Here is a 15149-nt window from a genome sequence, read left to right as displayed (position 1 = left end):
CTGACCCTGCCGACAAAACGATAACGTCGTCACATTCATGACAAAGCCGGGATCAGCCGGGGCAAAGTGGCGTTACTGTCGCTTTACCCCGCTGCCAAACCATTGCTCAGCCATCCAGGTGAGTTTTGAGATTGCCGGTATCAATCAGTGATTTGATGATCTCGGTGTCCGAACCACCCAGGGTGGTAAAATCGACACCTCCGAAAACGATCTTCTGAGTCACCGGCCCTTCGGGTCCGGCAGTCTTGACCTCCAGCGTCGAACTGGTCCCGGCGACGCCAGTACCGGCCGTATCCCCGGATGAGAAATGCAGATATTGCGCTGCCAGATCGGCGTTATTGGAACTCAGATCCAGCATGTCGGAGAGGTCGATGACATCACCGCCGCTGCCACGGGTGAAATCGGTGATGCGATCGACCGTCGGGCTGGTGCCAGTGCCCTCATCACCGCGCATGAAGGCAAAGGTGTCTCCCCCCTCGCCACCGGTGAGAATGTCATTGCCGCTGCCACCCTCCAGGCGATCGCCACCACTGCCACCACTCAGCGTGTCGCTGCCATCACCACCGTAGAGTCGATCACTGCCACTGTCGCCGGACAGCGTATCGTTGCCACCAAACCCGAACAGCAGATCGTTGCCGTCGCCGCCAGTCAGAATATCGTTGCCGGAAGTGCCGTATTCGAGATCGGCGCCGCTGGTACCACTGCTGGTCGTACTGGTAGTCACCGTCACCGAGGTGCCAGCCCCGATACCGAGCAGTGCCGGACTCTCAAGCGTTACGGTATGGCGCTCGCTGTGCTGGCCGCTCTCATCCACTGCCACAAAGCTGAAGCTGTCGTTTTTCGGTCCGGGATCGCCCAGTGCCAGGAAACCCAGGAAAGTGGATTTCTGGTCGGTCGGGTTGTAGGTGAGCGTATGGGCATCGAAGACCTTGCCAGCCGCAATATCTGCTGACGTGACTGCCGTGGCCCCCGAGTAGAGCACCCCGTTGGTGGGTAGCGAGGTAATCACGACACCCGGGTCGGAACCGGATTCGGCATCGCGTAGCACACCGCTGGAAGCAAAGTCGATATAGACCACATCATTTTTGACACTGGTCGTGGTCAGTGCCACCGAGAAATCGGCAGCCGTAGGAGCGTGATCATGAGCACTGCCCGTGACGTGTACCGCCAGCGTCGCGGTCGCCGTACCACCATGGCCATCGCTGATGGTGTAGCTGAAGCTGTCATCCGCTGTCTTGCCACCGAATAGCCCACGGCTGGTGGGGCGCTCGGTATCCAGGTGGTAGCTATAGCTGCCATCGGCAGCCAGTGTCAGCGTGCCATAGACGCCCTGGATCACCACACTGCCGCTGGCAGTCAGCGCGGCCGTGCTACCCGCCACGGCGTTGGTGACTGCGGTGACACTTAACGTGTCACCACTATCAACGTCGCTATCATTGCCGAGCAGATTGCCACTGGCGCTCGGCGTCCCTGCAGTCGCCACATCCACTTCGCCGGCAGTACCGTAAAGCGTCCCGCTGCCCAGCGCGGTCAACGCCGTCGCTGTACCCAGCGCGTGGGTATCAACATCCATCGGCGTGGCTCGGTTGTCGGTAGTCATGATCAACAGGCGACCATTGGCATCCTCTCCCAGCCCATAGACCTGGGCCGGCATGGTAGCGACCAGCGTTGTAGCGGCACTGCCGTTGGTTGTCCTGAGGCTGCCATCGCTGTTGGTCGCGATCTCGTAAACCTTGCCACTCTGATCAGAGCCATACAGATGACCACCGACATACTTGAGATCGCCGCCGGACAGGTAGGTATTGGTGGCAACCTGGGTGATCTGAAGATTGACCGGATTGATCTGATACAGGCCATTATTGGTATAGCTCGCCGCCAGCAGCTGACCGCCGGGGGTCAGGGTCAGTGCCGACAGTCCGAGCGTACCGGCCAGCGTACCCAGTGATGTTGCCACTCCCGTCCCGGCATGGATGCTGTAGAGCACGGTGGCGTTGGATGCCGTGGAAAAGCTGACGCCGTAGAGCCGGCCTGAGGTAGCGCTTTGCGAGATATCACCCAGCGTCGGCACAGCCGAGCCACTGGTGGTCTTCATGGTGAGACTGGTTTGCACTCCGGTGGTCAGATTCCAGCTCTCGAGGACGCCGGCGCTGGTGGAGAGATAAACAACCTTCTCTTCGCCCGGACCACTGACCGACACGGTATCGGCCATCGCCACTGGCATGTCGTTGACGCCGTTGACGGTGACACTGATGGTACGTTGCGAGCCGTCGGCGGCAGTGACCACAAAACCATCGACCCGATGCTCGCCACTCCCAAGCCTTTGGGTGGCAGCATTCGCCACGCTGTAATGCCAGTGGCCAGAGGCATCGATATTCAGGGTGCCCAGATTGCCCGAGGCAGCCATCACACTGGCAGGATCAATGGCGATCTGCTGATTATCGTCATCCACCAGCAACAGGGTACCGTCACTGGTCAGCGTTTGCGGCGCCTGGTCTTCAGTTACCGTCCCCGTATTTGGCGCAGGATCGAAGACCACTACATTCTGCGTGGCCGTAGCGGACGCAGTGCCGCCGGCCACCCCAATGGCCGTAGCGGTATAGACGGCTGGAATGATGCCGACAAAGCCTTCCGATGGGAGCAGTTTCAGAGTCTCCAGCGACCAGCCATCGAGCGTGATCGACTCGCCTTCTCCCGTAACCACCACGCTGTGGCCTGCACCATCACTGAGTACGCTTCCCGCTGGCAGACCGGAAACACCCAGCGACAGGGTCTCGCGGCCGATCGTATCCGTCAGCGATGCCACTGGGGTTCCGAGTTCAATCTGCGTACCACTTATCCCCTGATTCTCATGAATCGGGTAGTAACTGACGCCGTCACCGTCCATTGCCAGTGGTGAGCATGGCAATTGCAGCGATATCAGAGCATCGAGATCGGTATAAAGATTGAAATTGGCCGTCGACAACGACAATGCAATTCCGCCATCGACACTGACGCCCAGCGACAGCGTACTGCTCGAACTGCCGGTATTACCGACAAACAGCTCGATCGGATAATAGCCATTGGCGTCGGGCGTGAAGGCAACCGAATTGTAGCTGCCATTGATGGCAGAACTCGCCAGCAGCGCTTCACCGCCTACAGCCAACAACGCTGCGCCCTGGGTCGCTCCGGTGAAGATGTAGTCATGGCCGGCTTTAAGATACACCAGCCCCTGCACGGCGTAGACATCACCGGCGGCGAGGGAGGTACCGATACCGGCATCCACGGTCAGCGTGGTCGCTGGCGTGAGCCCGTTGAGCAGGTCAATATCACCGACTGCAACGCCGACATCGCTGATCACCGTCCCTGTGTTGCTTACGACACTCCCCACGCCGCCGACCAGACCACCCAGTAGCGAATCACTGCCACCAAGGGCATCGCTCAGATCACCGACGACGGTCCCCAGACCGCCTACGGCTCCACCAAGCCCCTCGATAATCGAACCGAGTGCAGCGGTCAGTGTCGCTGCCCCCCCGGTATAGAGGCCGGCGCTCAACCCCAGTGAGGCATCCAGCAGACCGGTACTGGTACTGCCCAGTGAGTGCTCGACCACCGCTACCACTGGCGCATCAACACGCCCCTCCACCGTTACGGTCAGGGTACTGGTAGTCGTACTGCCCTGCCCGTCACTGACGCTATAGCTGATGGAGGTCGCTTGCTGACTGCCTTCCGCCAATGCCTGAAAATCACTACCCGGATCGAAACGGTAGCTGCCATCGGCATTGAGCACGAAGGTGCCGCCGTTGCTGCCGGTAACCGTTTGCCCAACGGTAGCGTTGGTGCCGTTGACAGCGCTGACCACCAATGCAGCACCGGCATCGGGATCGATGTCGTTAACCAGCACACCACTGGCAGCATCGATATCCAGCACGCTGTCTTCATTGGCAACAGCGGTATCCGCAATAGCCTCCGCAGTACTGTTGGCACCATGTACGGTGACTGTAATGGTCTGCGAAGTGCCATCGACAGTCCTGACCGTGAAGATTTCCTGCTTCGTTTCATCGGCCCCAAGATAGCGGACGCGGTCGTTGTCCACGCGATAGGTCCACTGACCGTCGGATGTGATCGTCAGCGCCCCCAGCGTACCCTCGTTCGCTTCAATGCTTTCGGGCAGGAAGACACTCTCGCCGGTATCCACATCGGCCACATTCAGCGTCCCGCTGGTGGTTAGCAGCTCTGAATCGTCAACGTCGCTGCCAACGCTGCTCCCGGCCTCTGCGTTCGGATCAAACGGGATGGGGACACCCCCGGTGCCTAGCAGATCGATGGTCAGGGTATGGCGGTTACCATCAGCATCGGCATAGGTAAAGGCTTCGATCTTCACCTCGCCCTGTGCCAATGCAGGTGCACTGTTACCTGCCAACTGATAGAAGAAACTGCCATCGGCGTTGATCGTCAGCGTGCCCAGCGTTCCCGGTGCTGGTACAACCGCACCGGGATCAACTGCTACGTCAAACCCGAGTGCCAGCTCACCACTCAGGTCCAGTGTCTGAGGTATCAATGCATCCACGATCGGCTGCCCGATTACCGTCCCCTCAGCAGTACCGACCAGAGCCACCGTGACCGAATGCTGCCCCCCCGCAGTATCGGTAAATTCAAACGCTTCAATCCGAACTTCCCCTTCCAGAAGCGCTCCCGGATTGGCGCCGTCCACGCGGTAATCGAAATGGCCATTTGCATCAATGGAAAGCACACCCAGCGTCCCGATGCCGGGCACTATCGTGTTCGTCGACAGGTTGATATCGAGAAGACCAGAGAGCACATCAGCCAGCGAGCCACTGCTATGCACTACATCGTTGCTCTCTATGCCACCTGCTTCTGCAATCGATCGCTCGGTGACATCGCCGCTGGCCTGTCCGGTGATCGTTGGCAGATCATTGGTGCCGGTGACGGTCACAGTCAGCGTGGAAATCGAGGCATTACCCTGTGCGTCGCTGACCGTATAGCTGATAGCTGTCGTAGTTGTCTCACCGGCCGGCAGGGCATCGAAAGTATTGCCGGGCTCAAAGCGGTAGCTCCCATCAGCGCCCAGCATAAAGGTACCGCCATTACTCCCCGTGACGGCCTGGCCAACACTCTCAGAGGTGTCATTGATCGCGATCACCCGCAGCGTGCTCGTCGGACTATCGGCATCACTGTCATTGGCCAGCACCCCCTGCTCGGCATCGACCACCAATGCGAGTGTCTGCTGGGTGGCAGCGGTATCCGCGATCGCCTCCGGTGGAAGAATATCCACCTCGTAACTGCGGGCAGTGGTTGCACTACCGCTGTTGCCGGCAGTATCGGTGTGGCTGATCGAGGCACTGACCTGATTGGTGCCAGCCGCTGCCAGTACCGAGCCGGCCACGGCAACGCTAAAGGCGCCGTTCTGGCCGACGGTGGTGGTGTAATTCTGACCCCCGACGTTAATCGTGACCGTGTCACCGGGCGCAGCATCACCACCGGCGGCGCCGGTAATCACAATATCCTGCTCCGCTTCGGCAGCGTTGATCACATCGTCACCGGCGATGGTGTCCAGCGCGATCGAAACCACGGGAGCATCGGTATCCACCGAGTAGCTGGTCGCAGTATTCGCTGAGCCAATATTGCCCGCCGCATCGGTATGACTAACGGAGACCTGAATCGAGCCGTTCTGTACCAGCTGGTTGCCCGGCACGGTGATCGCAAAGCTGCCGTCGGCGTTGACCGCGCCGGTGTAGCTTTGGCTGCCCACCGTCAGGGTAACGAGATCGCCGGCGGCGTATTCGCCGACGACCGTACCGGTGACCGGAACGGTCTGGTTGGCTTCGTCAGCGTTGACGATGTTGTCACCGGCCAGCGTATCGAGCTGGATATTCAGCGCCGGCGGCGTGGTGTCGACGCTGTAGTCGCGCGAGGTGGTGGCGCTGCCGACATTGCCGGCAACATCGGTATGCGAGACAGACGCCGAGACGCTGTTGGTTCCGGCCGCCGCCAGTACGGAACCGGCGACGGCAACACTGAACGCGCCGTTCTGGCCGACGGGGATGGTGTAATTCTGACCCCCGACGTTAATCGTGACCTTGTCACCGGGCGCAGCGTCACCACCGGCGGCGCCGGTAATCACAATATCCTGCTCCGCTTCGGCAGCGTTGATGACGTCATCGCCGGCGATGGTATCGAGACTGATCGTCACGATCGGCGCCTCGGTATCCACGCCATAGCTGGCCGCGGTATTGGCCGAGCCAACGTTACCCGCCGCGTCGGTGTGACTGACGGAGGCCTGGAGCGAACCGCTCTGCGCCAGCTGGCTGCCGGGAATGGCAATGGAGAAGGAACCGTCGGCGTTGACCGCGCCAGTGTAGCGCTGATCACCGACCGTCAGGGTAACGAGGTCCCCGGCGGCATATTCACCGCTGACCGTGCCGGTCACCGGAATCGATTGCCCCGCTTCTTCGGCATTGACGATATTGTCGCCGGCCAGGGTATCAAGCTGGATGCTCAGCGCCGGCGGCGTGGTGTCGACGCTGTAGTCGCGCGAGGTCGTCGCGCTGCCGACATTGCCGGCAACATCGGTATGCGAGACAGACGCCGAGACGCTGTTGGTTCCGGCAGCCGCCAGGACCGAACCGGCGACGGCAACACTGAACGCGCCGTTCTGGCCGACGGGGGTGGTGTAGCTCTGATCACCGACCGAGACGGTGACGGTATCGCCGGGCACGGCATCGCCGCCGGCGGTACCGGTGATGGCCACGTCCTGCTCCGCCTCGGCGGCATTGAGCGCGTCATCGTCCGCGATAGTGTCCAGCGAGATCGTGACGATCGGCGCTTCAACATCGACGCCGTAGCTGGTCGCGGTATTAGACGCGCCCACATTGCCCGCCACGTCGGTATGGCTGACGGAGGCCTCAAGCGAACCGTTCTGCGCCAGCTGGCTGCCGGGCACGTTGATCGCGAAGCTACCGTCAGCGTTGACCGCGCCGGTATAGGCTTGGAGGCCCACCATCAGGGTGACGAGATCACCGGCAGCAAACTCACCAGAAACGGAGCCGGTGACCGGGATCGTCTGTCCCGCCTCGTCGGCGTTGACGATATTGTCGCCGGCCAGCACATCGAGCTGGATGCTAAGCGCCGGCAGCGTGGTATCGATGCTGTAGTCACGCGAGGTGTTGGCTGAGCCGATATTCCCCGCCGCATCGGTATGCGAGACAGACGCCGAGACGCTGTTGGTTCCAGCCGCCGCCAGTACCGAACCGGCGACGGCAACACTGAACGCGCCGTTCTGGCCGACGGAGGTGGTGTAGTTCTGACCACCGACCGAGACGGTGACGGTATCGCCGGGCACGGCGTCGCCGCCGGCCTGGCCGGTGATGGCCATGTCCTGTCCGGCTTCGGCGGCGTTAATGACGTCATCGCCGCCGAGCGTATCGAGGCTGATCGTTACTACCGGCGCCTCGGCATCGACGCCGTAGCTGGTCGCGGTGTTGGCGCTGCCAATATTGCCGGCTGCGTCGGTATGGCTGACGGACGCTTGGAGCGAACCGCTCTGCGCCAGCTGGCTGCCGGGAACAGCAATGGAGAAGGAGCCATCGGCATTAAGCGCGCCGGTATAGACCTGATCACCGACCGTCAGGGTGACGAGATCACCGGCGGCATATTCACCGCTGACCGTGCCGGTCACCGGAATCGGCTGCCCGGCTTCTTCGGCATTGATGATGTCATCGCCGGCGAGGGTATCGAGGCTGATCGCCACGATCGGCGCGTCGGTATCCACACCATAGCTGGTCGCGGTGTTGGCCGAGCCCACGTTGCCCGCCGCATCGGTGTGGCTGATCGAGGCCTCAAGCGAACCGTTCTGCGCCAGTTGGTTGCCCGGTACATTGATCGCGAAGCTGCCATCGGCGTTGACCGCACCGGTGTAGACCTGATCACCGCTCGTCAGGGTAACGAGATCGCCGGCAGCGTATTCGCCGCTGACCGAGCCGGTCACCGGGATCGTCTGCCCCGACTCGGCGGTATTGATGACGTCATCGCCGGCGAGGGTATCGAGGCTGATCGCCACGATCGGCGCCTCGGCATCCACGCCATAGCTGACCGCGGTATTCGCCGCACCCACGTTACCCGCCGCATCGGTATGGCTGACGGACGCCTGGAGCGAATCGTTCTGCACCAGCTGGCTGCCGGGCACGTTGATCGCGAAGCTACCATCAACGTTGACCGTGCCGGTATAGGCTTGGAGGCCCACCGTCAGGGTGACGAGATCGCCGGTAGCAAACTCACCAGAAACGGAGCCGGTGACCGGGATCGTCTGTCCCTCCTCGTCGGCGTTGATGACATCATCACCGGCGATGGTGTCGAGCTGGATGTTCAGCGCCGGCGACGTGGTGTCAACGCTGTAATCGCGCGAAGTCGTCGCGCTACCGACATTGCCGGCAACATCGGTATGCGAGACAGACGCCGAGACGCTGTTGGTTCCGGCCGCCGCCAGTACGGAACCGGCGACGGCAACACTGAACGCGCCGTTCTGACCGACCACCGTTGAGTAGTTCTGACCACCGACCGAGACCGTGATGATATCTCCGGGCACAGCGTCGCCACCCACCGACCCCGTCAGATTGATTTGCTCGCTCGCCTCGGCGGCGTTGAGCACATCGTCGCCGGCGATGGTATCCAGCGAGATCGAGACTTCCGGCGCGTCGGTATCGACACCGTAGCTGACCGCCGTATTCGCCGTGCCGACATTGCCCGCCGCATCGGTATGCGACACATCCGCGGCAATGCTGTTGTTAACTGCCAAGTCAGCCCCAGCAACATCAATCCTGAAGCTGCCATCGGCATTGACCGCGCCGGTGTAGATTTGGCTCCCCACCGTCAGGCTAACGAGATCGCCGGCGGCGTATTCACCGCTGACCATACCGGTGACCGGAACGGTCTGGTTGGCTTCGTCAGCGTTGACGATGTTGTCACCGGCCAGGGTATCGAGCTGGATATTCAGCGCCGGTGGTGTGGTATCCACCGCATAGTCATGGCTGGTCGTGGCACTGCCGACGTTGCCCGCCACATCGGTATGCGAGACAGACGCCGAGACGCTGTTGGTTCCGGCCGCCGCCATTACCGCACCGGCGACGACAACACTGAACGCACCGTTCTGGCCCACCACCGTGGTGTAGCTCTGCTCACCTACCGAGATAGTGACCGTGTCGGTTGCCACCACATCGCCGCCGGCCTGACCGGTAATGGCAACGTCCTGACCAGCTTCCGTGGCGTTAAGCAAGTCATCGCTGGCGATGGTGTCGAGGCTGATGGTGACCACGGGCGCGTCGGTATCGACGCTGTAACTGGCCGCGGTATTGGCCGAGCCGATATTGCCCGCGGCGTCGGTGTGACTGACGGCAGCGCTAATGGAGCTGTTCTGTGCCAGCTGACTGCCGGGCACATTGATCGCGAAGCTGCCATCGGCGTTGACCGCACCGGTGTAGACCTGATCGCCCACCGTCAGGGTAACGAGATCGCCGGCGGCGTATTCGCCGACGACCGACCCGGTCACCGGAATGGTCTGGTTGGCTTCGTCAGCGTTGACGATGTTGTCACCGGCCAGGGTATCGAGCTGGATATTCAGCGCCGGTGGTGTGGTATCCACCGCATAGTCATGGCTGGTCGTGGCACTGCCGACGTTGCCCGCCACATCGGTATGCGAGACAGACGCCGAGACGCTGTTGGTTCCGGCCGCCGCCAGTACCGCACCGGCGACGACAACACTGAACGCACCGTTCTGGCCGACGGTGGCGGTATAGTTCTGACCACCGACGTTAATCGTGACCGTGTCACCGGGCGCGGCGTCGCCGCCGGCCTGGCCGGTGATGGCCACGTCCTGTCCCGCTTCGGCGGCATTAAGCATATTGTCGCCGGCGATCGTATCCAACGAGATAGTAACGATCGGCGCGGTGGTATCGACGCTATAGCTGGCCGCGATGTTAGCCGAGCCAATATTACCGGCCGCGTCGGTGTGACTGATGACTGCCTGCACCGAGCCATTAGCAGCAAGCTGCGAGCCCGGCACGTTAATCGAGAACGTGCCGTCGGCATTCACGGCGCCAGTGTAGTTCTGGTCGCCGACCGTCAGGGTGACGGTATCGCCCGCCGCAAACTCGCCCGAAACAGCGCCCGTGACCGGAGGAATGCTCTGACCGGCTTCGTCGGCGTTGACGATGTTGTCACCGGCAATGGTATCCAGTGTGATCGACAGCGCCGGTGCGGTAGCGTCGACAATGTAATCGCGGGTCGTATCGGCGCTGCCAACGTTACCGGCCGCATCAACATGACTGACCGAAGCCGATACGGTACTGGTGCCCGCAGCGGCAAGCACACTGCCCGGCACCGCAACGCTGAACGCGCCGTTCGGGCCGACGGTGGTGGTGTAGTTCTGACCACCGACATTAACCGTAACCGCATCGCCGGGCACGGCCTCGCCGCCGGCCTGGCCGGTGATGGCTATGTCCTGCCCGGCTTCCACGGCATTGATGACATCGTCACCGGCGAGAGTGTCGAGCTGAATGCTCAGCGCAGGCGGCGTGGTGTCGATACTGTAGTCGCGCGAGGTGGTGGCGCTGCTGACGTTGCCTGCCGCATCGGTATGCGAGACAGACGCCGACACGTTGCCTGCATCAACTGCGGCCAGGACCGAGCCGGCGACGGAGACACTGAACCCACCGTTCTGGTCGACGATGGCGGTATAGTTCTGACCTCCGACGTTAATCGTGACCGTGTCACCCGGCACGGTATCGCCACCGACGGTGCCGGTGATCGCAATATCCTGCTCCGCTTCGGCAGCGTTAATGACGTCATCGCCGGCGATGGTACCGAGACTGATGGTGACCAAGGGTGCGTCGGTATCGACGCTGTAACTGGCCGCGGTATTGGCCGAGCCGATATTGCCCGCGGTGTCGGTGTGACTGACGGCAGCGCTAATGGAGCTGTTCTGTGCCAGCTGACTGCCGGGCACATTGATCGAGAACGTACCGTCGGCATTCACGGTGCCGATGTAGCTCTGATTGCCGATCGTCAACGTGACGGTATCGCCCGCCACAAACTCGCCCGAAACGGATCCAGTGACCGGGATGGTCTGGCTCGACTCGTCAGCATTGATAATGTTGTCGCCGGCAATGGTATCAAGCGCAATCGACAGCGCCGGCGGTGTGGTATCGACCGCATAATCGCGACTGGCCTCGGCACTGCCGACGTTACCGGCGATGTCGGTATGCGAAACGGACGCACTGACGGTATTGGTGCCTGTAGCGGCAAGAACACTACCCGGCACCGCGACGCTGAACGTGCCGTTCTGACCCACGGTGGTGATGTAACTCTGACCACCGACGTTAATCGTGATCGTGTCACCGGGCGCGGCGTCGCCGCCGGCCTGACCGGTGATAGCCACGCCCTGTCCCGCTTCGGCGGCATTAAGCACATTGTCGCCGGCGATCGTATCCAGCGAGATCGAAACCACGGGAGCATCGGTATCCACCGAGTAGCTGGTCGCGGTGTTGGCCGAACCCACATTGCCTGCCGCGTCGGTGTGACTGACGGACGCCTGGAGTGAATCGTGCTGCGCCAGCTGGCTGCCGGGGACTGCAACGGAGAAGCGACCATCCGCATTAATTGCACCGGTGTAGACCTGATCACCCACTGTCAGGGTGACGGTATCGCCCGCGACGTATTCACCGCTGACCGACCCGGCCACCGGGATGGTCTGATTCGACTCATCGGCGTTGACGATGTTGTCGCCCGCGATGGTGTCCAACGAGATCGTGACGGTTGGAGCATCGGTGTCGACGCCATAACTGGCCGCCGTATTGGCCGAGCCAATATTACCGGCGGCGTCGGTGTGACTGACGGTAGCACTGAGGGACGTGTTCTGGGCAAGCTGACTGCCGGGCACGTTGATCGAGAAGGTGCCGTCGGCATTCACGGCGCCGGTGTAGGTCTGATTGCCCACCGTCAGCGTGACCGTATCTCCCGCAACGTATTCGCCGCCGACCGTGCCGGTCACCGGGATCGATTGCCCGGCTTCTTCGGCATTGATGACATCGTCACCGGCCAGCGTATCGAGCTGAATGCTCAGCGCAGGCGGCGTGGTGTCGATACTGTAGTCGCGCGAGGTGGTGGCGCTACTGACGTTGCCTGCCGCATCGGTATGCGAGACAGACGCCGACACGTTGCCTGCATCAACTGCGGCCAGGACCGAGCCGGCGACGGAGACACTGAACCCACCGTTCTGGTCGACGATGGCGGTATAGTTCTGACCCCCGACGTTAATCGTGACCGTGTCACCCGGCACGGCGTCGCCACCGGCGGTGCCGGTAATCGCGACGTCCTGCCCCGCTTCGGCGGCGTTGACGATATTGTCGCCGGCGAGAGTGTCGAGCTGAATGCTCAGCGCCGGCGGCGTGGTGTCGACGCTGTAGTCACGCGAGGTCGTTGCCGAACCCACGTTGCCGGCGGCATCGGTGTGCGAGACAGATGCCGAGACATTACCCGTACCGGCCGCCACCAATATGGTGCCGGCGACGGCAACGCTGAACCCACCGTTCTGGTCGACGATGGCGGTATAGTTCTGACCACCGACATTAACCGTAACCACATCGCCGGACACGGCGTCGCCACCGGCGGTGCCGGTGATGGCCACGTCCTGTCCGGCTTCGGCGGCGTTGAGCACGTCATCGTCCGCGATAGCGTCCAGCGAGATCGTGACGATCGGCGCCTCGGTATCCACGCCGTAGCTGGCTGCCGTATTGGCCGTACCAATATTGCCCGCCGCGTCGGTGTGACTGACGAAGGCCTGGAGCGAACCGTTCTGCGCCAGCTGGCTGCCCGGCACGTTGATCGAGAACGTACCCTCCGCATTCACGGCACCGACATAAGTCTGATTGCCGACCGTCAGGGTGACGAGATCGCCAGCAGCGTATTCACCGCTGACCATACCGGTGACCGGAACGGTCTGGTTGGCTTCGTCAGCGTTGACGATGTTGTCACCGGCCAGGGTATCGAGCTGGATATTCAGTGCCGGTGGCGTAGTAAGAACCGAATAGTTCTGCGATGCAGTTGCAGTCCCTACATTGCCCGCTGCGTCCACCTTGCTGACTATGGCCAATAGAGAATGGTCGCCACTATCGACAAATACAGCTGCGGGCATATTGATGCTGAAAGACAGATCATCAATAACATGAGTGGTAAAAGCCTGCGCTCCGATAGTAACGATAACGGTATCGCCTACCACAACATCACCACCAACGTAGCCGTTAATGGCAATGGGGCCGTCAGCTTCTGCCACATTAATCAGATTATCGCCTGTGATGGGCGCTAGCGTTATCGAGACCTCAGGTGCCTGAATATCAACCTGATAATCTCTGGAAACGGTCGAAGTCAGTGCACCACCTTCGGCAAAATGAGTCACTGTCGCGGTGACAACATGATCGTTTGCCAGTTGAGCGCCAGGAACGTTCAATGAGAATGAACGATCACTGCTCAATGTGGTGGTCAGTGTTGTATTGCCAATAGTCAGGGATACCGTATCGCCCGGAGAGGCACTACCGAAGGCTCGCCCCGAAACCGGTACGGACTCGACGGATTCCGTCGCATTAACAATGTTATCTGCTGCTATAGGATCGAGAGCGATACTCAATGCCGGTTGAGCCACCGGGTCTCCATTGGACGGCAACTCCGGAGCACTCTCCTCGCTCGGCACTGATGGCGTGCCAGCCCCGGTGGTCGGGTCTGTCGCAGCGCCGCCACTCTCGGGTGGTGCAGCAGGCGTCTCACCGGTGGCCGGGACCTCCGGAGCACTCTCCTCGCTCGGCGATGATGGCGTGCCAGCCCCGGTGGTCGCGTCTGTTGCAGCGCCTCCACTCGCGGCTGGTTCAGCAGGCGTCTCACCGGTGGCCGGGACATCAGGAGCGCTCTCCTCGCTCGGCGATGATGGCGTACCAGCCGCGGTGGTCGGGTCTGTTGCAGCACCTCCGCTCGCGGGTGGTTCAGCAGGCGTCTCACCGGTGGCCGGGACATCCGGAGCACTCTCCTCGCTCGGCACTGATGGCGTGCCAGCCCCGGTGGTCGCGTCTGTTGCAGCGCCGCCACTCTCGGGCGGTTCAGCAGGCGTCTCACCGGTGGCAGGGACATCCGGAGCACTCTCCTCGCTCGGCACTGGTGGCGTACCAGCCCCGGTGGTCGGGTCTGTCGCAGCGCCGCCACTCTCGGGTGGTTCAGCAGACGTCTCACCGGTGGCAGGGACATCCGGAGAGCTATCCCCGCCCGGCGATGATGGCGTATCAGCCCCGGTGGTCGGGTCTGTTGCAGTGCTACCGCCCCCGGTCGATCCATTATCGGTAACAGAGCCAGCAGGTGTGGAGTTGTCTTCATTCGGAGCAATAACACTTCCACCGGAGGATACGGGAGTATTGTTATCGGCCCCGTTTGGGGAAAAGGCGTTCGGAGTTACCGTTATTGTTGGCGATGTACCGGTGAAATCGGCCTGATAGGTATAGGCGGTCTGCTCTTCACGGCCGGTTCGCGTGATATCAAACGTCGAGCCGGCGCCCCCATCACCTGCCAGACTGCCTCCCTCGCTGCCTCCTCCATTTGCAGCGATACCGGCCGCCGGTGCCTGCTGAATCAATGTGGGGTCTTCGCCCTGGGCAATGGCTTGCTGCAGTGCAGCGACATCAGGATCAGAAGCAGCGATATCGGACTCGGCGGTGAGCGCCAGTGTGGGCATGCCGTCTTCCATCAGCGCCAACTGCATCGGCTGACCTGCCGGTATCATCAGAACAGTGCCATCAGCAAGCACAAGCCGAGCACCATTCAACGTCAACAGAGTCGCAGGTGGCGTGAGTACGGTTCCCTGAACAATCAGAGCCTGAGCGCCCGATTGATGAAGCATGCCATCTACGCGAGCGACAATGAGCGATGCTGCCATTGATTGTTTTCTCCTGCCCTGTCTGAAGTACTCCGGTCTCCGATGTCAGGGTCTTTCGCGCCCAGCACCGCTCGGCAATTCGGAATAGCCGCTTCCGTTTCAGTTCACCTCGTATTGAAAAACCAGGTAACTTTTGAAACAGACTAGAACCTTATAGAGCATCTTCTCAAACTCAAAAGAGCAAAAA

The 15149-nt window shown here is 61.4% G+C and carries 1 protein-coding gene; it reads right to left on the bottom strand.

Annotated elements, in window-relative coordinates:
- Window positions 1-106: 106 nt before the first annotated feature.
- Complete coding sequence (locus FY550_RS03620) at window positions 107-14962, bottom strand: Ig-like domain-containing protein (protein ID WP_149054361.1); 14856 nt, start codon at window positions 14960-14962, stop codon at window positions 107-109.
- Window positions 14963-15149 lie beyond the last annotated feature (187 nt).

Source organism: Kushneria phosphatilytica (assembly GCF_008247605.1).
GTDB lineage: Bacteria > Pseudomonadota > Gammaproteobacteria > Pseudomonadales > Halomonadaceae > Kushneria > Kushneria phosphatilytica.
This window is presented reverse-complemented; position numbering and strand designations above follow the sequence as displayed.

What these genes read in the sequence shown, in the direction of transcription:
- FY550_RS03620 (WP_149054361.1), bottom strand. Translation starts at nt 14,962, where the DNA reads ATGGCAGCATCGCTCATTGTCGCTCGCGTAGATGGCATGCTTCATCAA.